The organism is Muricoccus pecuniae (assembly GCF_014199205.1).
GTDB classification, from domain to species: domain Bacteria; phylum Pseudomonadota; class Alphaproteobacteria; order Acetobacterales; family Acetobacteraceae; genus Roseomonas; species Roseomonas pecuniae.
Genome location: NZ_JACIJD010000011.1, coordinates 20,612 through 39,768, shown reverse-complemented (window position 1 = coordinate 39,768; position 19,157 = coordinate 20,612). Strand labels below are relative to the sequence as shown.

Here is a 19,157-nt window from a genome sequence, read left to right as displayed (position 1 = left end):
GTTTTCTCGTTCAGGCGCCGAGGGGGCGCACGCGCCAGATGGCGAAGGGAAGGTCGGCGGGATCGAGGCGCATGTGCTGCGTCTTGCCGTGCCAGGCGAAGCGCTGGCCGCGCATCAGGTCCTCGGCCTCCAACCCGGCATGGTCGGGCTGGCCCCAGCGCCAGAGCGGCAGCTCGAAGCCCGCCTCCTGCACAGTGGATGGGTCCATGCTGACGGCAACGAGGATCACGTTGGAGCGGTCCTCCGTCGCCTTCTCATAGTAGAGGATGTTGTCGTTCCAGGCCGGCAGGAAGGTGACGCCGAGATGCGTCTGCAGCGCCGGGTTGGCGCGGCGGATGGCGTTCAGCCGCGTCACCTCGTCCACGATGTCGCCGGGGCGGCGATCGGGCCAGACGCGGATCTGGTACTTCTCGCTGTCGAGATACTCCTCCTTGCCCGGCAGCGGCGTCGCCTCGCAGAGCTCGAAGCCCTGGTACACGCCCCAGAGACCCGAGAGCGTGGCGGCCAGCGCCGCGCGCGTCAGGTGCATCGGCCGGCCGCCGGTCTGGAGGTGGCGCGGGTTGATGTCGGGCGTGTTGACGAAGAAATGCGGGCGGAAGAAGTCGCGCGGCGCGGTGGTGGAGAGCTCCGTCAGGTACTCCGCCATATCGGCCTTCGTCTCGCGCCAGGTGAAGTAGGTGTAGGACTGGCTGAAGCCGCTCTTGGCCAGCCGGTACATCACCTTCGGCCGCGTGAAGGCCTCGGAGAGGAACAGCACCTCCGGGTTGGTCGCGCGGATCTCCCCGATCATCCACTCCCAGAAGGGCAGCGGCTTGGTGTGCGGGTTGTCTACGCGGAAGGTCTTCACCCCCTGCTCCACCCAGAACTTCACCGAATCGTACAGCGCCACCCAGAGCGAGGGCTTCGCGCCGGCCGCGTAGAAGTCGACGTTGACGATGTCCTCGTACTTCTTCGGCGGGTTCTCCGCATACTTGATCGTGCCGTCAGGGCGCCAGTCGAACCACTCCGGGTGCTCGCGCAGCCAGGGATGGTCGGGAGAGCACTGGATGGCGAAGTCCAGCGCCAGCTCCAGCCCGTGCGCGTGGGCGGCGTCGCGCAGGCGGTGGAAGTCCTCGATGGTGCCGAGCGCGGGGTGCAGCGCGTCGTGCCCGCCCTCCTCCGATCCGATGGCGTAGGGGCTGCCCACGTCGTCCGGCCCGGGGGTGAGGGTGTTGTTGCGGCCCTTGCGGTTCTTGCGCCCGATCGGGTGGATGGGCGGGAAGTAGAGCACGTCGAAGCCCATCGCCCTCACGCGCGGCAACTGGCGGATGACGTCGTCCAGCGTGCCGTGGCGGTTCTCGTCGCCGGACTGGCTGCGCGGGAAGATCTCGTACCAGCTCGCGAAGCGCGCCGCGATGCGCTCGGCCTCGATCTTGCCGGGCGGGTTCTGGCGCATCCGGTGCGGGCGGTTGTCCGCGATCGCCATCAGCCGCGCCGTCTCGGGCGCCAGCAGGGCGGTCAGCCGCTCGGCTTCGGGCGCGTTCTCCAGCGACTTCGCCAGGGCGAGCAGCCCGCGGCGCGCATTGCCGGGACGCGCGGCGGCGGCCACGACGTGGCGGCGCCCTTCCTCCAGCTCCAGCGTCACCGGCACACCGGCCGCGTGCTTCTTCGAGAGCTCGTCGCGGTAGCCGGCGAAGACATCGAGCCAAGCCTCGACGGCGAAGACATGGCGGCCCATGCGCTCCAGCGGGAAGCTCGCGGTCCAGCGGTCGTTGCCGAGCGGGGTCATCCGCACCTCGCGCCAGGCCTTCTCGTCGATCGGGCGCCAGAGCAGCGCGACGCCGAAGGTGGCGTGGGTGTCGGCCACGATGTCGGCCTCCACCGTCACCACCTCGCCCACGATCCGCTTCGCCGGGAAGCGCCCGCCCTCCACCAGCGGCGTGACGTTCTCGATGCCGATGCGCGGGATCAGCACGCCCTGCTCCGGCGGCATGCGCGCGGCATCCGGCCGGATCACGGGGTTGGGGGCGCCGGCCTCCAGCACCCGCACCTCGCCGGGGGAGAGGAGCAGCGGCACGCCGGGGGTCACGGTCTCCTGGCCATCAGCGCCGATGAAAAGGTTCGGGCCGCCGCCGATGCCGGGCAGCACCGTCTCGGGCGCGAGGCTCGCCGAGGCCCGGCGGTCGGGATTGGCGATCACCAGCGTCGCGGCCTCCGCCACGCGGGGGTCGGCGGCGGCGCGCAGCACGGCCAGCACCGGCGCGCCGGGGCCGGTCAGCGGGCGTATCTCACCGCTGGCCGTGGGGCCCGCCAGGGGCACGAGGCGCGCGGCCAGCGCGTTCGCCTCCCGGATCTCGGCCGAGAGGTCGTAGGGCGCGTTCTCCCTCGCCCAGGCGAGGTCGCCCGGCCGGTCCTGCGCGGGCTCGGCGGTGCGGCGGGCGCCGTACTCGAAGCCCTGCGGGACGAGCAGCGCGTCGCAGAGCGTGGCGGCCAAGCGGAGGGAAAGGGCGGCGGCGCGGGCGCGCGCGGCCTCGTCCCCCTCGTCCATCGCGGCGCGCGGGCCGAAGGGAGCCTCGGGGAAGCCGATCAGCGGGGCGCCGAGCGCGGCGCGCTCCTCCATGAACCAGGGATCGCGCCCGTTCCACCAAGCCACCGATGAGGTAAGCCAGCCGAAGCCCGCCCCGCGCAGCGCGGCCGCCTCGCCCCAGGGCATGCCGGGGTTCCAGGCGATGAAGTCCGCGCCCGGTGCGGCAGCGATCAGGCGTCCCCAGGCAGGGGCGGGCACCTCGCCCGGGCGCAGCGCGCGGAAGCCCGAGGCGCCTGCCCCGATCCAGTCCCGCAGCCGCGCTTCCCAAAAGGCGAGCGGCCCCTCGGCCGAGAGGTTCAGCCGGAGAAGGCCGGGCGGCACGACGCCGCCGCGGGGATCGGGCAGCACGTCGCCCGCCCCGGCGAACCACTCGGGATGGGAGGCGGCCAGCGCGCCCTCGGCGGCCACGTAGCCCGGGGCGAGATCGAGCCACAGCTCCAGCCCGGCCATGCGGCAGGCCTCGGCGATGGCGGCGATCGCGGCCGTGCCGTCCGTCCCGGCCTCCAGCGCCGGGTGCGGGCGGTCGTGATCGGCCACTTGCAGCGGGTCGCCCGAGCGGCCGGGCGCCAGGGGCGGCGGCATACAGACGGCGCGGAAGCCGAGCGCCGCGATCCGCTCCAGCTCCGCCCCCCAGCCCGCGAGCGGGCCGAGCAGGAGCGGGTTGAGGTGATACAGGGTCAAGGGTCGCATCGGCGAGGAACGGTGGTCGGCGGTCATGGTTCCCGGCTCCGGCTTCGTCGATCTGGATGCCAGGGGATCGCAGCCCTCGCGCGCCGGGCCAAGCGTGACGCGGCGCAACAAGGCGTGAGGCGGCGCGGCCCGCATGCGGGCCGCATCATCCTGTGATTAGGGCAACTTTTTTGAGCCGATCCGCCCCCGCCGCACCGTTCCTAGGCGGCGGTGACGGGCCCCGGGGCGACCTCCACCGCGGCCTCCAGCCCCATGGCGGCGGCCAGGTTGTCCACGCGCCGCTGCACGCTCTCCCCGGCGAAGACGCCGGTGCCCTCGACCAGCCGCAGCACGAGGCGCCCGCCGCGCGGGATCAGCGCCGTGCCCGCCAGCAGGGCCGGCGTGCCGCCGGAGAGGGTGTAGGCCAGCCGCAGCGCCGCGCCGATGCGCTCCGCCCGCTGCTGCGCCGTGGGGCCGAGCAGGCGGCGCGCGGGCTCCAGCAGGGGGTCCGCGGGCCCGGCGTCGTAGCGCAGCGCCGTCGTCATCGCGAGGAAGGCGCGGGCGTGGTGGTCCAGCCCCACGCCGGGCTGGCGCAGCACGCGCAGGAAGGCCTGCTCGGCGCGGTAGTCCGGGTGGTCGTGGCTGCCGGTGTCGGAGAGCTGGCAGGCGGCGCGGCGGAGCGCGGCATCGGCCGGCGGCTCATCCGGGAAGAGCGGCGCGGTCCAGTCCGCCAGGGCCCGCGGCATGGCCTGGTCGCGCCCGAAGCGCTCGGCGAGGTCGGTGCCCGCCGCGAGCAGCGGGTCCCGCTCCCGCACGGCATCGGGCAGCAGGCGCGCGTACCACCCCTCCCGCAGCCCGTTGGCGGAGAAGACCACGCGCCGCGCGCCCGTGCGCCGCAGCAGCCGCCGCAGCACCACTGCGGCATAAGGCATGTCGGCCAGCCGCTTGGCCGGCGCCCCGGGCAGGCGGTTCGGGCGGTCCCCGGCGGCGATGACGGCGGCGCAGAGATCCCGCGCCTCCTCCCGCCGGAGCACGTAGTGGTGGACGATCGAGAGGGGGTAGCCGGTCTGGGTGATGTGGATCTTCGCCAGCGCCCGCCACGCGCCGCCGACGAGGTAGAGGTCCCTCCCCTGCCCCCGGTCGAGCCAGGGCACGCCGGCCAGGGTTTCCTCCGCGATGGCGCGGGCGCGGACGGGATCGCCGCCCGCGCGCTCGGCCAGGCGGATGACGCCGAGCGGCAGGCTGACGGAATCGCGGGGCCGCCCATTGGCGAGGTCCACCAGCTCCAGGCTGCCGCCGCCGATATCGCCCAGGATGCCGTCGGCGCCGGGCACGCCGAGCAGCACGCCCTCGGCCGACATTGCCGCCTCCTGCTCCCCTGTCAGGATGCGCAGCGGCACGCCGGGCATGCGCGCGCGGAGCGCCTCGGCGAAGGCGGGGCCGTTGGCGGCGTCGCGCATGGCGGCCGTCGCCAGCACCTCGATCGGGTCGGCGCCCATGGCGCGGGCGATGGCGATGTAGCGCCCCATGATGGTCAGCGCGCCCTCCACCGCGGCCGCGTTCAGCCGCCCCGTGGATTGCAGCCCGCGGCCGAGGCCGAGCACCGCCTTCTCGTTGAAGATGGTCACGGGGTTGCGGCAGCGCCCCTCGAAGACGACGAGGCGGACGGAGTTGGAGCCGAGATCGACCACCCCGGCGCGCGGCAAGGGCGCCGCAGCGTCCCTCGCGCACTGCGGGGAAGCCCCGCCCGCATGTTGCGGGGCGACGTCGCCCGGCCGGGGGACGTCGGGGTGAACTTCGCGAAGATCCAAGCGTCTAGTCCTGTGCCACGCGGTCCGGCCGGCGCCGCGCGGGGGCGCGGTTGCGGGGCGCGCGGTGCAGCGCGCTGCCGCGGCCGGAGAGGGAGGGGTTGGTCATGAAGTATTCATGCGCCGAGAGCGGCTGGGACGCCGGGTCGATGCGCCGGTAGCTCCCGTCGGGATGCAGCTCCCAGGACTGGTCGCGGTCCTTGAGGTTCACCACCATGATCTGGTCGAGCACCTGCGCGTGGACGGTGGGGTTCTCCACCGGCACCATCGTCTCCACCCGCCAGTCCATGTTGCGCGCCATCCAGTCCGCGCTGCTGATGAACACGCGCGCGCGGCGGCTGGGCAGGCGGTGGCCGTTGGCGAAGACGCAGATGCGCGAGTGCTCGAGGAAGCGGCCGACGATGGACTTCACCCGGATGTTGTCGGAGAGCCCCTTCACCCCCGGGCGCAGGCAGCAGATGCCGCGGACGATGAGGTCCACCTTCACCCCGGCCGCGCTCGCCCGGTAGAGCGCGTCGATCAGTCCCTCGTCCACGAGGGAGTTGAGCTTCAGCCAGATGCCCGCGGGGCATCCCTCCCGCGCGTTGCGGATCTCGCCCTCGATCAGCCCCATCAGCGTCGGGCGCAGGGTGAGGGGCGCGAAGGCGAGGCTCTCCATCGTCTCGGGCCGCGCATAGCCCGTCATGTAGTTGAACAGCCGCGCCGCGTCGCGCGTCAGCCCGGGATCGGCGGTGAAGAAGGAGAGGTCGGTGTAGATGCGCGCGGTGACGGGGTGGTAGTTGCCCGTGCCGAAATGCGCGTAGGAGCGCAGCGCGCCGCTCTCGCGCCGCACGACGAGGCTGACCTTCGCGTGGGTCTTGAGGTCCACGAAGCCGTAGACGACCTGCACCCCCGCCGCCTCCAGCTCCCGCGCGAGGGCGATGTTGCGCTCCTCGTCGAAGCGCGCCTTCAGCTCCACCATGGCGGTGACGGACTTGCCCGCCTCGGCCGCCTCGATCAGCGCGCGCGCGATCGGGCTGTCCCGGCTCGTGCGGTAGAGGGTCTGCTTGATCGCCACCACTGCCGGGTCCCGCGCCGCCTGGCGGAGGAACTGCACGACCACGTCGAAGGACTCGTAGGGGTGGTGGACGACGATGTCCTTCGCCCGGATCGCCGCGAAGCAGTCCCCGCCGAAGTCGAGAATGCGCTCGGGGAAGCGCGGCGTGTAGGGCTTGAAGAGGAGGTCGGGCCGGTCGTCCAGGATGAGCTGCGTCAGGTCGGACAGGCCGAGCAGCCCGTCCATCGTGAAGATCTCCGCCCGCGGCGCGTCCAACTCCTCGGCGACGAGGTCCAGCATGTCGGGCGGCGTGTCGGCGGTGACGGAGAGGCGGATGGCCCGCCCGCGCCGGCGGCGCTTGAGCGCGGTCTCGTAGGAGCGGACGAGGTCCTCGGCCTCCTCCTCGAACTCCACGTCGGTGTCGCGGATGAGGCGGAACAACCCGCGCTCGGCGAGGATGAAGCCGGGGAAGAGGCGGCGGAGGTTGAGGAGGATCACCTCCTCCAGCAGCACGAAGCGCGCGGGCTCGCGCCCCCCATCCGCCCGCGGGCCGCCGGCGGGCAGGCGGATGAAGCGGTCGATCTGCGGCGGCAGGGGCAGGATCGCCCGCATCGTGCCGCCATCCTCCTCCCGCACGAGCTTCATGATGAGGCAGAGGGCGAGGTTGGGCAGGAAGGGGAAGGGGTGCGCGGGGTCGATGGCGAGCGGCGTCAGCACGGGGAAGACGCGGTCCATGAACCAGGCCGCGAGCCATTCCCGGTCCGCCTCCGACAGCTCGGAGGGCTCGCTGACGCGGATGCCGGCCTCGGCGAGCTGCCCGCGCAGGTCGAGCCACCCCGCCTGCTGCCGGGCGAGCAGCCGCCCCGCGCGCTCGTGGATAGCGGCGAGCTGCTGGGCGGGGGTGAGGCCATCCGGCGAGAGGGTGCCGACACCCGCCCGCTCCTGCCCCATCAGCCCCGCGACGCGCACGGAGTAGAACTCGTCGAGGTTGGAGGATGAGATTGCCACGAAGCGCAGCCGCTCCAGCAGAGGATGGGCGGGGTTGGCCGCCTCCTCCAGCACGCGCTCGTTGAAGGCGAGCCAGGAGAGCTCGCGGTTGATGAAGCGCCCGGGATCGTTGAGGGCGGCACCGAGCCCGGTGGGCGCGTCGGCCTCCGGCTCCCTCGCCGGCTCAGGGGTGGGGGTGCCGCGCAGCGTCGCGGCGCGCTCCGCCCGCGGGGCGCGGGGCTGTGCGGGCCGGGGCGCATCGGCCCTCGCGGCCTCGGGCGCCACGCCCCCGGTCTCGCCGGACGTCCCGGGAGCCGCCTCCCTCACCGTCTCCTCCGGTGCCGGGAGGGGCGTGCCGCGCGCGGCGGGGCGCTCCGTCCGCGGGGTGCGGGAGGAGGCGGCCCGGGCTGCGTCGGGCTTGGGCGTCTCGGACTTCGGGGATTCGGTGTTGGCGTCCATCGTCGGAGGTTACAGCAAGGTCCCCATGGAAGCGGAGGGCGGGCCGAGGGTTGCCACGGAATCGTCACCGATCCCCTCCCACTCCTCTTCCGGCGCCCCCTCCCCGCTGCCGTCCAGCAACCCGGCGAGGCTTGCCCGCGCGAGCGCGCGCGTCACGCCGCCGCCATGGGCGAGGGCGGCGCGGTCCAGCCGGGCGGCGGCCTCGGCCAGCACCGCCGCCTCCCGCGGGAGGCGGGCGAGGAGCCAGTCCTGGATCGCCGGCTCCACCCGGAGCTGCCGGCGCTCGAAGTAGCGGGCAAGAAGAGCGCGCAGCAGGGCGTCCGTGGGCTGGGCGAGCGGCGCGGCGGCGGTGGCGCGCAGCCGGCTGGCGAGGTCGGGCAGCCGCGCCTCCCAGCGTGAGGGCGGCTCGCACCCGGTCATCAGCAGCAGGTGTCCGCCGGCCGCGCAGGCGTTGATGAGGTGGAACAGGGCGGGCTCCTCGGCCGCGCAATCGGCGTCGTCCAGCGCCGTCGGCGCGCCGTCGGGCACGCCGCGCAGGGCGGGCCCGGAGAGGCGGCGCAGCCCCAGCCGCCGCGCGGCCTGGGCGAGGAAGGCCGACTTCCCGCTCCCCTCCGGCCCGTGCAGGGCGAGCCGCCCGGCGGGCCAGCTCATGGGATCGGCGAGCCAGGTGCGGGCCACGGCGTTGGAGGAATCGGGGATCGGGTCGATCTCGATCTCCGCGCGCGGGAGCAGCGGCAGGGGAAGCTGTCGGGCCATGGAATCGGTTCAGCCCCCGGTCCGGGGCGGGTCGAGATAGAGGGGGCTCTCGAGATAGCGCCGCAGCCAGTAGCGGGCGAGCACCCCGATGGCGGCCGCGATGGGCACGGCCAGCAGCACGCCGAGGAAGCCGAAGGCCACGCCGCCGGCGAAGAGGGCGAAGATCACCCAGACCGCGTGCAGCTCCACCCGGTCCCCGAGCAGGCGGGGATAGATGATGTAGCCCTCCACGATCTGGCCGGCCAGGAACACCCCCACCACCATCGCCACGTCCCGCCAGTTCCCGAACTGGCCGATGGCCAGGAGGATGGCGGTGATCATGCCGGTCATGGAGCCGACATAGGGGATGAAGGTGAAGATTCCCGCCAGCAGCCCGACGAGCAGGCCCAGCTCCAGCCCCACCGCCGAGAGGGCGAGGGCGTAGTACACGGCCAGCAGCGCGCAGCAGATGAGCTGCCCCCGCAGCCAGGCCGAGAGAACGCGGTCGGTGTCATGGGCGAGCTGGCGCAGTACGGCGGCGTTGCGGCGGGGCAGCCAGGTTTCGATCCGCCCCATCATCCGCGGCCAGTCCCGCAGGAGGTAGAAGCCGACGATGGGCGTGACCACGGCGAAGGTGAAGACGTTGAACAGGGCGTAGCCGCCGCCGATCAGCCGCGTCGCCGAGGTGCCGAGCCAGACGAGGATGGAGCCGAGCTGCGAGACGGCGAGGTCCTTCAGCCGGGGGTCGAGCACCATCGGCGCCACCGCGTCCTCGGCCGCCGCGATCACGTCCTGCAGCCGGGCGCTGATCGTCGTGACATAGGCCGGGAGGCGGGTGAGCAGCACGCCGATCTGGGAGATGAGCAGGGGGTAGAGCAGCAGCAGCGCGATGAGGGCGAAAGCCAGCAGCCCCGCGATCAGCAGCCCCGCCCCCAGCCATCGCGGCACGCCGACGCGCGCCAGCCGGCTCGCCACGGGATCGAGGAAGTAGGCGACGCAGACGGCCAGCACGAAGGGCGTGAGGATCGCCGCGAAGAACCAGAGGGCGAAGATGAAGGCCGCGAGCAGCCCGAAGCCGAGGCCGAATCGCTGCGCCCGCGTCGCGTTGCGCGGCCCCGGCGAGCGCGGCCGCGGGTCGGGGCGCAACGGCGCGGGGGCCGGTGCGGGCGCCGTCGTGCTCATGCCCGGTAGGAGCGCGCGGCGTCCCGCACATAGGCGGCGCCGGAGAGAAGGGTGGTGAGGGCGACGAGGGCGATGAGCACGGGCAGCAGCCAGCCCCCGTCCAGCCGGAAGCCCTGGAGGAACAGGGCGGTGCCGGCCAGGGCGATCTGCAGCGCCGTGTTCAGCTTGGACACCATGATGGGCCGGATCGCCGGCCGCGAGCCGACGAGGGTGAGCACGAGCAGCCCGCCCACGATCAGCAGGTCCCGGAACACGACGAGGATGGCCAGCCAGTCCGGCAGCACGCCGATGACGGCGAGGGTGACATAGACCGAGACGAGCAGCGCCTTGTCCGCGACGGGGTCGAGCACGGAGCCGATGAAGGAGCGGGCGTTCCGCACCCTCGCCAGCCAGCCGTCCAGCGCGTCCGACAGCCCGGCGCCGAGGAAGAGGAGGAAGGCGAGGTCCAGCCGCCCCTGGATCACGAGCCACACCACGGCCGGCACGGCGCAGAGCCGCGCGAGCGTGATGACATTGGGCAGGGTGAGGAGCGCCGATCCGGTGCCCGGCTCCCCGCCCTCCGGGGCTGGGCCCGTGTCACGCTCCCCCGGCAAGGCCGACGCGCCAGCCCGGGCCGGTGGTGGGCGCCGGGATCCCGCCCGGCAGAACCGGCGGGGCGCTGGGGGCGAGGAAGATGCCTCCCCCCGCCAGCTCCTGCGCCACGATCCCCGGCGGGCTGCGCAGCCCCAGGCGCAGCCGCGCGCCCTCGGTGGAGATGGCCAGGATGTCCACGCTGCCGACCGAGGGCTGGGCGAGCAGGCGCTGCCGCAGGGCTAGCCACTCGTCGAGCGAGCGGAAGCTCGTCCCCGCCTCGACATAGGAGGAGAGCGGCAGGACCGGCGGCGTGGCGGCCGGGGCGCTGCCGGTGGCGGGCCCGCCGAGCGGCGGCGTCGCCCCGCCCGCCACCGCGCCCCCGCCGGAGGAGGAGCCGGCGCCGCGGAATCGGATGGTGTAGCGGCCGGTATAGGCGTTCAGGCTGGTGCGCTCCTGCTCCACCACCATGCTCGCCACCTGCGACTCGATCTGCGAGGCGGAGGCGTTCGGGTTCTGCCCGGTGGCGGCGGCGTAGCGCTGCCATGCCAGGCGCTGGGCGTTGGCGATGGCGCGCTCCCGCGCGACCACGGCGTTCTCGGCCGTTGCCTCCGCCGGCACGCCGCGCTGCACGGCCGGATCGTCCTGCGCCGCCGCCGGGAGTGGGGCGGAGAGCAGGGCCAGGGCGAGGGCCACACCCCGAATCATTCCGTGCATCGCCGTCCCGCGCGGGGAATGGATTGCGCGCGGGCCCGGGACATGATGGGTAGCGCGACCGTCTGAACCCGGCATAAGCCGCTCCCCCGTGAACCCCTATGGTTCCTCCCCCGGGGATAGCCGATCAAGGACCGCCATGACCAGACTGACCTACCGCGACGCCGGGGTGGATATCGAGGCCGGCGACGCGCTGGTGGACCGGATCAAGCCGCTCGCGCGCTCCACGGACCGCAGGGGCACCATGGGGGGACTCGGCGGCTTCGGCGCGCTGTTCGACCTCCGCGCGGCGGGCTTCACCGACCCCGTCCTCGTCTCCTCCACCGATGGCGTGGGCACGAAGCTGCGGCTCGCGATCGATGCGCGCCACCACGCGACGGTGGGAATCGACCTCGTTGCCATGTGCGTGAACGACCTCGTCGTGCAGGGGGCCGAGCCGCTCTTCTTCCTCGACTACTTCGCGACCGGCGCGCTGGACGTGGCGCAGGCCGCCGAGGTGGTGGCGGGAATCGCCGAGGGCTGCCGGCAGGCGGGCTGCGCGCTGGTGGGCGGCGAGACGGCCGAGATGCCGGGCATGTACCACAAGGGCGACTACGACCTCGCCGGCTTCTCCGTTGGCGCGGCCGAGCGCGGCGCGCTGCTGCCGGCCGGCGATGTGGGGCCGGGGGACGTGGTGCTCGGTCTCGGCGCCTCGGGCGTCCACTCCAACGGCTTCTCCCTCGTCCGCCGCGTCCTGGAGGCCGGGGGGGCCGGGCTGGGCGACCCCGCCCCCTTCGAAGGCGGCAGGACGCTGGGCGAGGCGCTGCTGGAGCCCACGCGCATTTATGTGAAGCCCGTCCTCGCCCTGCACCGGGCGGGGCTGGTCAAGGCGGCCGCCCACATCACCGGCGGCGGGCTGCCGGGCAACCTGCCCCGCGTGCTGCCGGAGGGCACGGCCGCGGTGGTGGATGCCGGCTCCTGGCCCGTGCCGCCGGTCTTCGCCTGGCTCGCCCGCACCGGCGGCGTGGCGCCGGAGGAGATGCTGCGCGTCTTCAACTGCGGCATCGGCATGTGCCTGGTCGTGGAGGAAGGGAAGGTCGAGGCCGCCGTCGCGATGCTCGGCGAGCACGGCGAGACCGCCCATCGCATCGGCCGCATTGAGGCCGGCGAGGGCGAGGCCGAGGTCCGCATGGAAGGCCTCTCCGCCGCATGGCCGAACTGAAGCGGCGCGCCGCGGTCCTCATCTCCGGCCGCGGCAGCAATCTCGGCGCCCTCATCGCGGCGGCGCGCCACCCCGCCTACCCCGCCGAGCTCGCCCTTGTCCTCTCCAACCGGGCGGACGCCGCCGGGCTGGACCGGGCGCGGGAGGCGGGCATCCCGGCGGAGGTGGTGGAGAGCCGCCCCTTCGGCCGCGACCGCGCGGGCTTCGAGGCGGCGCTGGGGGCGCGGCTGGAGGCCGCCGGGATCGGGCTGGTGGTGCTCGCCGGCTTCATGCGCGTGCTGACGGAGGGCTTCGTCGCCGCCTGGGCCGGCCGGATGATCAACATCCATCCGAGCCTCCTCCCCGCCTTCCCCGGGCTGGACACCCATGCCCGGGCGCTCGCCGCCGGGGTCCGGCTGCACGGCTGCACCGTGCACTTCGTCACCCCCGGGGTGGATGAGGGGCCGATCATCGCCCAGGCCGCCGTGCCCGTGCTGCCGGGGGACGACGAGGCGGCGCTGGCCGCCCGCGTGCTGGCGCAGGAGCACCGGATCTTCCCCGCCGCCCTCGCCTGGGCGGCCTCCGGCGCGGCGCGGCTGGAGGGGGGACGGGTGGTGCTCGACGCTCCCATGGCCGGGGGCGCCCTCGCCAACCCCTTGCCCGGCGGGGCGGGGCTCCCTACAGAAATCCCCTGAACGCCGCCCCGCCGCGGGGCGCCCCATCACGAGGCAGACCCATGGCCGATGCGCCGCAGCACATCGATTTCGTCGAGGTAAAGGCGAAGGACATCATCGCCGAGCGCCAGACCGGCTGGGCGATGTTCACCCGCGCGACCGCCTGGGGCATCGGGGCCATCGTGGTCCTGCTGATCGCGCTGAAGCTCTTCTTCGGCTGATCGCGCGCCGCCGGGCCCTCAGCGGCCCGGCAGGCCCAGCCCGAAGCTCCGGGCCATGTCGCTGAGGTCCACGCGCCGATAGCCCTCCGGCACGCGGAAGCGCGCGGGGTCCTGGCGGGCATATTCCACCCGCGCGGCCTCCACCCCCTCGCCGCGCTCGTTCACGCCGCGCAGCAGCACGCCGTCGCCGGTGAGGCAGACCGTGCCGCTCTGCCCCCTCTCCTCCCAGCGGTAGTTCGTGCAGGAATGCCCGGCCTGGCTGGCCGTGCCCGCGCGCGTCAGCCGCGCCGTCTCGGCGAGGCGGAGATAGCGCATCGCCTCCTCCTGCCGCAGCGGGCTCGGGCTCACCACCCGCATGGAATCCATCACCATCTCGGTCCGGCCGGTGCGGCGGTCCGTCAGGCCCCAGGCCGGAAGGGAGGGGCTCTCCACCCGCAGCCGCCCCTCGGAAGCGAGCGCTGCCACGCTGAACTCGCGCGGCGCCTGCGGGGCGGCGTTGCCGAGCACGCGATAGGTCACGGCCACGTCGCGCGTCGGGAAGGAGGCCGGGCGCGCCCCGGCGGGGGCCCCGCCGGAGGATTGCGCCCCGGCCATGGCGGGGAGTGCCGCGAGGGCCAGCGTGAGGATGAGGCGGCGCATGGGCACTCCGGTCCGGCAAGGGGCGGGAAGAGAAGGCCCCGCCCCCGGGCCGGCGCAAGGGGCCCCGGTTCAAACCCCGGTGTGGCCTATTGGGTGCGGCCTCTCGGGTGTGGCCCCTTACCGCGCCTCGGCCGTGCGGGCGGCGCGGGGAAGGCGCAGGAGTTGGGCGAAGCCCTGGGCGGCGACGACCTCCACCCCCGCCGGCAGCGTTGCCGGCCCCCGCATGTCCTCCATGTCGGTGTTGAGGACGAGGGCGTAGTCGAAGCGCTCCCGCCACTGTCGGACATAGGCCTGGCTCGGCGGCAGGGGCAGCTCCGGATCGACGAGGGCGTGGATCGTGGCGATCTCCCCCTCCGGCACGGCGATCTCGCTCCAGGGCGGCAGCACGACGAGCGGCTGCTTGCCGCGGGCGGTGAAGAGCATGGGCACGAAGGCCTGCCGCCACGGCGCCGCCAGCGCGACGGACTGGGTGTAGGCCGGGCGGTCCCCCGTGAAGTAGCGCCCCAGCGGCCCCGACCGCATCGCCGCCTCCCGCGAGGCCTCGTGCTGCAGGGGAAGCATGCTGCTGCCCCGGGGCAGGGCGGCGAGGACCGCCCGCATGGCCTGGATGTCCTCCTCCGACCGCGCCCAGTGCCGCGCGACATCGCCCGTGCGCGCCACGCTCAGCAGGGCAAGGGCGAGCCCGGCCACCACCGCCGCGCGCGCGGGCAGCTCGATCCGGATCGCGGCGGCGGCGGCGAGCAGCGCCATGATGGGGATGCGGACCTGGATCACGCTCGTCCCCGCCACCGCCAGCGGCATGAACGGCGAGACCGCCGCGAGGACGAGGGCCACGAGCAGCAGCCCCTGATGCGTCCGCAGCCCCGAGCGCAGCAGCGCGACGATCGGCACGACCGCGAGCAGCGCGACGAGCACCATGTCCGTCCGGATCTCGTAGAGGCGAACGGGCGAGGTCAGGGCCGCGATCCGGCCCGCGATGGAGGTGTTCCAGAGGATGCCGTCGCCATTCGCGTTGGCGTCGGCGCCCGGCAGCTCCTTCGCGGTGAGGGCGAAGACGATGACGGGCAGTGCGCAGCACAGCACCAGCCCGGCGCCCCTGCCGAGAAAGGCGAGGAAGGCCGCGCGCGAGGCGAGGATGGGCGCGAGGCGCGGCCCGATGATCAGCCCGCCGAGAAGCGCCGCGTAGAAAAGCAGCGCGAAGGGATGCACGACGAGGAGCGCCGCCGCCGCGACGAGGCGCGACAGCCAGACCGCCGCGCCCCCCTCCCGCCCGCCATCCGCCGCCGCGAGCACCAGCGCCACGCCGAGCCCGATCTGGAAGGTGACAAAGCCGAAGATGAGCGTGTGCGTCCAGGCGAAGAACGGCAGCGCGAACTGCCAGGCGTTCCAGCCGTGCAGGCGGAGGCTGAGCAGGAAGCAGCCCAGCGCCGGCCCGAGAATGGCGGTCGCCAGGATCGCCTGCGCGATCCGCTCGCCCGGCAGCAGCCCCTTGAGCGCGACGGTGACGAGATCCGCGCCGATATTCGTCCGCGCCCGGCTCCAGTCCACGCCGTAGACATCGGGCATCAGCTCCGTGCCGCCGCTCAGCAGCCAGAAGCGGGCGAGGTGGTTCGGATAGTCCGACAGCATGGGCAGGGGCGAGAAGAGGAGCGGCAGGAGAAGCACGATCCCGAAGAGGAGCGCGCCGCCGTAGCGGACCGGCCCGTTCATCGATCCCATCGAGGTTCCTTGATGGCGCGCGAGGGGACGGGCCGGCTCGCTAGGCGGCATAGACGAGGGTTCTGGAGAGCACGAAGCTCAGCGCGAAGGTCATCACCACCGAGAGCAGCTTGGCGGCGAGCAGCGGCATGGCCTCCGCCGCCAGCGCGAGCACGACGAGCGAGAAGCCGAGGCAGAGCAGGTTGACCAGGACGAAGCCCGCGATCCGGCGCGCCGAGGCCAGCCGCACGTCCCGGCGCCGGAAGGTGAGGCGGCCGTTCACGACGTAGCTGTTCAGCGCCCCGCAGGCATAGCCCACCGCGCTGGCGAGCAGCGGCGGGGTGGCAGTAAAGGTGACGAGGGCGGTGAAGACGAGGATGTCGATCCCCGTGTTCAGCGCCCCGACGCCGGCGAAGAGGACGGCTTCCAGCAGCCGCGGCGGGATCGCCGCCACGGGGCCGGAGCGGACGGGTCGTTGCATGGCCTCAGGCGCGCACCGGGTTCCGCGGCGTCCAGCTCGCGACGACGTCCTCGCGCATGGAGGGGTTCAGGCCGGAGAACTCGCTCGGCACCTGATAGGCGTTCCGCCCGGCGCGGATGGAATCGATGATGAAGAGCGGGCGGTTCTTCGCGTCGTTCACGAGGCGGCCGAGATACTCGCCGAGCACGCCGAGCACGAGGAGCTGCAGCCCGCCGAAGAGCGTGATCGCCGTCATCAGGCTCGACCAGCCCGCGACCACCGAGTTCTGGGACCACTGCCACAGCGTGTAGACGAGCATCACCATGGCCAGCCCGGCCGTCACCATGCCGACCCAGGCCGCGATGCGGAGCGGGACGGTGGAGAAGCTGGTGATGGCGTCCACGGCGAAGCGGATCATCTTCTTCAGCGGGTACTTCGTAGTGCCGGCGAAGCGCGCCTGCCGCTCATAGGGCAGCGCGACCTGGTTGCCGCCGATCCAGCTCACCATACCGCGGATGAAGCGCTGGCGCTCGGGCATCAACATGAACAGGTCCACGATGCGCCGGCTCATCAGGCGGAAGTCGCCGGTGTCGCGCGGGATCGGCACGCTCGTGAGGCGGGAGAGCAGGCGGTAGAACAGCCCGGCCGTGACGAGCTTGAACATGGACTCCCCGTCGCGGGAGGCGCGCTGGCCGTAGACGACGTCCGCGCCCGTATCCATCAGCCGCATCATCTGGTCCAGCAGCTCGGGCGGGTCCTGGAGGTCGGCGTCGATCAGCATGACGCGCTCGCCCTTGGCCACGTGCAGCCCCGCGGTCGCGGCGAGCTGGTGCCCGTGGTTCCGGAGCAGGCGGACGCCCACCACGTTCGGGCTCACATCCGCCAGGCTCTCGATGATGCGCCAGGTCTGGTCCTTGGACCCGTCATCGACCAGGACGATCTCGTAGGAGGAGGTCAGCGCGCTGCAGGCGGCCGAGGCCCGCGCATGGAACTCGCGCAGGCTCTCCTCCTCGTTGTAGCAGGGCGCCACGATCGAGATCTTGGGCCGAAGCTGGTCCTGGGTCTGATGCATGCCGGGCCCGTCCTTATGCTGCACCTGCACAATAAGGGCTGTGCCCCTCGCGTTGCGGGAACAAGCTTGCGAGCAGTGGGAAGGCATCAACACAATGGGTTGATCGTCTTTTTTCGTACGTCGTCTTAAAGTTGCGACTCCACCGGGAGTAGCCGCACGAGCCGCGCGAGCAGCCGGCGGCGGAGGGAGGCGTCGGGCTCGCTGTGCCGCGTCACCTCCACCCCGACGAACTCGCCGGTCCAGAGAAGGCGGCCGGGCCGCTCCAGCGCCACCCTCCAGCTCCGCGCCGGCTCGGCGAGGCGCGCGTGTTCCTCACGCAGCTCGGCCGCGATCCCCCCGTCGCGCACGAAGGCGCCCATCTCGGTGTTCAGCGCGGCCGAGCGGGGATCGAGGTTGAAGGAGCCGACGAAGGAGAGCTCCCCGTCGATCACCAGCGCCTTGGTGTGCAGGCTGGCGCCGCGCGAGCCGAAGACGCTCGCCCCCTCGTCGCCGGAGGGCTTCAGCTCATGGATCTCGACGCCCGCGGCGAGCAGCCGCTCGCGGTAGCGGGCATAGCCGCCATGGACGGCCACCACATCGGTCGCGGCGAGCGAGTTCGTGACGACGGAGACGCGCACGCCCCCTCGCGCCATCCTCTCCAGCATCTCCGCCCCCTGCTCGCCCGGCACGAAATAGGGGGAGATCAGCAGTGCCTCGCGCCTGGCGCCTTGCAGCGCTTCCAGGATGACGTGGGCGAGGCACTCCCTCTCCGGCGCGAGGCCGCGCGCCTTGTCCGGCGGGTCCGCGACGATGCGGATGCTGTCCGCCTTCACGGGGGAGAGGCGGGAGGAGTCCCCGGCCAGGATCCGCGCCACGCCGGGCTCGGCATCGAGGCTCTCGAAGAAGGGTCGCGCCGCGGGCGCCGTGCAGGCGGCATCGAGCTTCGCTGCGAGGCCCCGCAGCCCCCCGCGGCGGCGGTGCGGCGCCTGGCTCACCTCCGTCACCGTCCGGGCGAGGTGGTGGTTCCAGTAGAGGTCGAAGATCGCCTGCGCGGCGCCCGCGGCCCGGCCGGCGATGGCGAGGTCGAGGTCGCGGAAGTTGAACTCGCCGGAGGCGTCGAAATACTCGTCCCCGATGTTGCGGCCGCCGCAGATAGCCGCGCGCCCGTCGGCGATCCAGGCCTTGTTGTGCATGCGCCGGTTCAGGTGCCAGCCGCCGAAGACGATCTCCAGCAGCAGGCCGAGCTGGCCGAAGCGGCGCCAGCGGGTGGCGTTGAACAGCCGGACCTCGATGTTCTCATGCGCGTCCATCACGGCGAGCACCCGCTCGCGCCCGATGGCGTACATGTCGTCCAGCAGCACGCGCACGCGCACGCCGCGATCGGCCGCGCGCAGCAGCTCGCGGGCGAGCACCTGGCCCGTGAGGTCCCCGCGCCAGATGTAGTATTGCAGATCGAGCGTCCGCGTCGCCGCCCGAGCCGCCTGGACGCGGGCGGCGAAGGCCGCCAGCCCGCTCGGCATCAGCGCCACGCCGCTGGCCGCGCCCTCCGGCCGGGGCAGGACGTCCGAGGCCAGGACGCCCCCGGCCGCCACTCGGGCGGCCCGGGTCATCACGCCGCCGCGGCGAGGGAGGCGGCCATCGCGTCCTGCGCGGCCGCCAGGTCCAGCCGCGCCTTCAGGGGCAGGTGGTCCGAGGCGATACGGGCGAGCGGGCTGTCATGCGCCTGGAGGCCGCAGATGAGCGAGTGCGGCCGGGCCAGGATGCGGTCCAGCGAGAGGATCGGCATCCGGCTGGGGAAGGTGGCAGGGCCAGGGCGGGCGGTGCCGAAGCTGCCCTCCAGCGCCCGGAGGGAGGAGCGCCGCCCCGGCCGCCATTCGTTCAGGTCGCCGAGCATGACGGTGGGGACATGGTCCTCCCCGGAGAGGGAATCCAGGATGGCATCCACCTGGCGGGAGCGATGGCGGCGCAGCAGGCCGAAATGGGCGGCCACCACGCGCATCGGCCCGGCCGGCATCTCCAGGTCCACCATCACCGCCCCGCGCGGCTCGCCGCCGGGCAGGGAGAGGCGACGCACCCGCACGGCATGGCCGCCGCGCACGAGCAGCGCGTTGCCGTGCCAGCCATGTCCCTGGGGAATGACCGAGAGGGGGACGAGGCGCAGCCCCGTGCGGCGCTCGATCCCGGCCATGTCGAGCAGCCCCACGCGGCGCCCGAAGCGGCGGTCGGCCTCCTGCAGGGCGAGGATGTCGGCATCCAGCTCCGCGATCACCTCGGCCACGCGGGCGGGATCGAAGCGCTTGTCCGTGCCGACGCACTTATGGACGTTGTAGGAGGCGACCGTGATCGCCCCCTCCGGCACGGGCCCGTGATGGAGCACCGGCGGGGCGCTGAGCCGGCCTCGGAGCTCGGCCATCACGCGGGGAAAGGGTTCCCGGCGGGTGGCCTGCTGCGCGAGGGGTGGGATCATCCTGTCTTCCATCCTGGGCGATGGGCGACCATCCGCCCGGG

Annotated in this window: 16 protein-coding genes; 3 read left to right on the top strand and 13 right to left on the bottom strand. The window is 73.4% G+C overall.

The features are described from left to right. Positions 1 to 10: 10 nt before the first annotated feature. From FHS87_RS12975 to FHS87_RS12945, 7 genes are all read right to left on the bottom strand, one after another. A complete protein-coding gene (locus tag FHS87_RS12975) occupies positions 11 to 3,283 on the bottom strand; it encodes a maltotransferase domain-containing protein (RefSeq protein WP_184518882.1) in 3,273 nt (1,090 codons plus the stop codon). 173 nt (positions 3,284 to 3,456) lie between these two features. Beyond that, on the bottom strand, positions 3,457 to 4,941 hold the full coding sequence (locus tag FHS87_RS12970) for a Ppx/GppA family phosphatase (RefSeq protein ID WP_221299889.1): 1,485 nt from the start codon (positions 4,939 to 4,941) through the stop codon (positions 3,457 to 3,459). 109 nt (positions 4,942 to 5,050) lie between these two features. Continuing rightward, positions 5,051 to 7,525, bottom strand: a complete 2,475-nt coding sequence (locus FHS87_RS12965) for an RNA degradosome polyphosphate kinase (protein ID WP_246418381.1) — start codon at positions 7,523 to 7,525, stop codon at positions 5,051 to 5,053. Positions 7,526 to 7,534: 9 nt separating this feature from the next. Continuing rightward, positions 7,535 to 8,281, bottom strand: a complete 747-nt coding sequence (locus tag FHS87_RS12960) for a P-loop NTPase family protein (protein WP_184518880.1) — start codon at positions 8,279 to 8,281, stop codon at positions 7,535 to 7,537. Between the two features lie 9 nt (positions 8,282 to 8,290). Next, a complete protein-coding gene (locus FHS87_RS12955; RefSeq protein WP_184518878.1) occupies positions 8,291 to 9,442 on the bottom strand; it encodes an AI-2E family transporter in 1,152 nt (383 codons plus the stop codon). Beyond that, positions 9,439 to 10,035, bottom strand: a complete 597-nt coding sequence (locus tag FHS87_RS12950) for a CDP-alcohol phosphatidyltransferase family protein (RefSeq protein WP_184518876.1) — start codon at positions 10,033 to 10,035, stop codon at positions 9,439 to 9,441. Before FHS87_RS12950 ends, FHS87_RS12955 begins: the two co-directional genes overlap by 4 nt. Then, positions 10,019 to 10,720, bottom strand: a complete 702-nt coding sequence (locus FHS87_RS12945; protein WP_184518873.1) for a hypothetical protein — start codon at positions 10,718 to 10,720, stop codon at positions 10,019 to 10,021. The genes FHS87_RS12950 and FHS87_RS12945 overlap by 17 nt, the downstream gene beginning before the upstream one ends. A gap of 145 nt (positions 10,721 to 10,865) precedes the next feature. On the opposite strand from FHS87_RS12945, the gene purM reads away from it, so the two are divergent. From purM to FHS87_RS12930, 3 genes are read left to right on the top strand one after another with little or no spacing between them, the layout of a single operon-like run. Then, positions 10,866 to 11,927, top strand: coding sequence for a phosphoribosylformylglycinamidine cyclo-ligase (gene purM, locus FHS87_RS12940; RefSeq protein ID WP_184518870.1), 1,062 nt, complete (start codon positions 10,866 to 10,868; stop codon positions 11,925 to 11,927). After that, positions 11,915 to 12,601: a phosphoribosylglycinamide formyltransferase gene (purN, locus tag FHS87_RS12935; protein WP_184518867.1), complete on the top strand. Its 687-nt coding sequence runs from the start codon at positions 11,915 to 11,917 to the stop codon at positions 12,599 to 12,601. Before purM ends, purN begins: the two co-directional genes overlap by 13 nt. Positions 12,602 to 12,642: 41 nt before the next feature. Further along, positions 12,643 to 12,801 (top strand): aa3-type cytochrome c oxidase subunit IV, encoded by a 159-nt coding sequence (locus tag FHS87_RS12930; protein ID WP_184518864.1) that lies wholly within the window; start codon positions 12,643 to 12,645, stop codon positions 12,799 to 12,801. A gap of 18 nt (positions 12,802 to 12,819) precedes the next feature. On the opposite strand, the gene FHS87_RS12925 is transcribed toward FHS87_RS12930, so the two are convergent. The 6 genes from FHS87_RS12925 to FHS87_RS12900 all read right to left on the bottom strand — a co-directional run bounded on the left by FHS87_RS12925 (position 12,820) and on the right by FHS87_RS12900 (position 19,116). Next, positions 12,820 to 13,440, bottom strand: coding sequence for a hypothetical protein (locus FHS87_RS12925; RefSeq protein WP_184518861.1), 621 nt, complete (start codon positions 13,438 to 13,440; stop codon positions 12,820 to 12,822). A 117-nt stretch (positions 13,441 to 13,557) separates the two neighbouring features. Next, on the bottom strand, positions 13,558 to 15,159 hold the full coding sequence (locus tag FHS87_RS12920) for a hypothetical protein (RefSeq protein WP_184518858.1): 1,602 nt from the start codon (positions 15,157 to 15,159) through the stop codon (positions 13,558 to 13,560). 40 nt (positions 15,160 to 15,199) lie between these two features. After that, positions 15,200 to 15,619 carry a GtrA family protein gene (locus tag FHS87_RS12915; RefSeq protein WP_184518856.1) on the bottom strand — a complete coding sequence of 140 codons (420 nt, stop codon included), beginning with the start codon at positions 15,617 to 15,619 and terminating at the stop codon, positions 15,200 to 15,202. 4 nt (positions 15,620 to 15,623) lie between these two features. Then, complete coding sequence (locus FHS87_RS12910) at positions 15,624 to 16,670, bottom strand: glycosyltransferase family 2 protein (protein WP_184518853.1); 1,047 nt, start codon at positions 16,668 to 16,670, stop codon at positions 15,624 to 15,626. Positions 16,671 to 16,795: 125 nt separating this feature from the next. Next, positions 16,796 to 18,259: a phospholipase D family protein gene (locus FHS87_RS12905; RefSeq protein WP_184518850.1), complete on the bottom strand. Its 1,464-nt coding sequence runs from the start codon at positions 18,257 to 18,259 to the stop codon at positions 16,796 to 16,798. Next, the gene (locus tag FHS87_RS12900; protein WP_246418380.1) at positions 18,259 to 19,116 is read right to left on the bottom strand and encodes an endonuclease/exonuclease/phosphatase family protein; all 858 of its coding nucleotides are present in this window, start codon (positions 19,114 to 19,116) and stop codon (positions 18,259 to 18,261) included. Before FHS87_RS12900 ends, FHS87_RS12905 begins: the two co-directional genes overlap by 1 nt. Positions 19,117 to 19,157: the final 41 nt, after the last annotated feature.

Coding starts and splice junctions, on each gene's coding strand:
- FHS87_RS12965 (WP_246418381.1), bottom strand. CDS start 7,525: ATGGACGCCAACACCGAATCCCCGAAGTCCGAGACGCCCAAGCCCGAC.
- FHS87_RS12975 (WP_184518882.1), bottom strand. CDS start 3,283: ATGACCGCCGACCACCGTTCCTCGCCGATGCGACCCTTGACCCTGTAT.
- FHS87_RS12915 (WP_184518856.1), bottom strand. CDS start 15,619: ATGCAACGACCCGTCCGCTCCGGCCCCGTGGCGGCGATCCCGCCGCGG.
- FHS87_RS12960 (WP_184518880.1), bottom strand. CDS start 8,281: ATGGCCCGACAGCTTCCCCTGCCGCTGCTCCCGCGCGCGGAGATCGAG.
- purM (WP_184518870.1), top strand. CDS start 10,866: ATGACCAGACTGACCTACCGCGACGCCGGGGTGGATATCGAGGCCGGC.
- FHS87_RS12955 (WP_184518878.1), bottom strand. CDS start 9,442: ATGAGCACGACGGCGCCCGCACCGGCCCCCGCGCCGTTGCGCCCCGAC.
- FHS87_RS12900 (WP_246418380.1), bottom strand. CDS start 19,116: ATGATCCCACCCCTCGCGCAGCAGGCCACCCGCCGGGAACCCTTTCCC.
- FHS87_RS12925 (WP_184518861.1), bottom strand. CDS start 13,440: ATGCGCCGCCTCATCCTCACGCTGGCCCTCGCGGCACTCCCCGCCATG.
- FHS87_RS12920 (WP_184518858.1), bottom strand. CDS start 15,159: ATGGGATCGATGAACGGGCCGGTCCGCTACGGCGGCGCGCTCCTCTTC.
- FHS87_RS12905 (WP_184518850.1), bottom strand. CDS start 18,259: ATGACCCGGGCCGCCCGAGTGGCGGCCGGGGGCGTCCTGGCCTCGGAC.
- purN (WP_184518867.1), top strand. CDS start 11,915: ATGGCCGAACTGAAGCGGCGCGCCGCGGTCCTCATCTCCGGCCGCGGC.
- FHS87_RS12910 (WP_184518853.1), bottom strand. CDS start 16,670: ATGCATCAGACCCAGGACCAGCTTCGGCCCAAGATCTCGATCGTGGCG.
- FHS87_RS12930 (WP_184518864.1), top strand. CDS start 12,643: ATGGCCGATGCGCCGCAGCACATCGATTTCGTCGAGGTAAAGGCGAAG.
- FHS87_RS12945 (WP_184518873.1), bottom strand. CDS start 10,720: ATGATTCGGGGTGTGGCCCTCGCCCTGGCCCTGCTCTCCGCCCCACTC.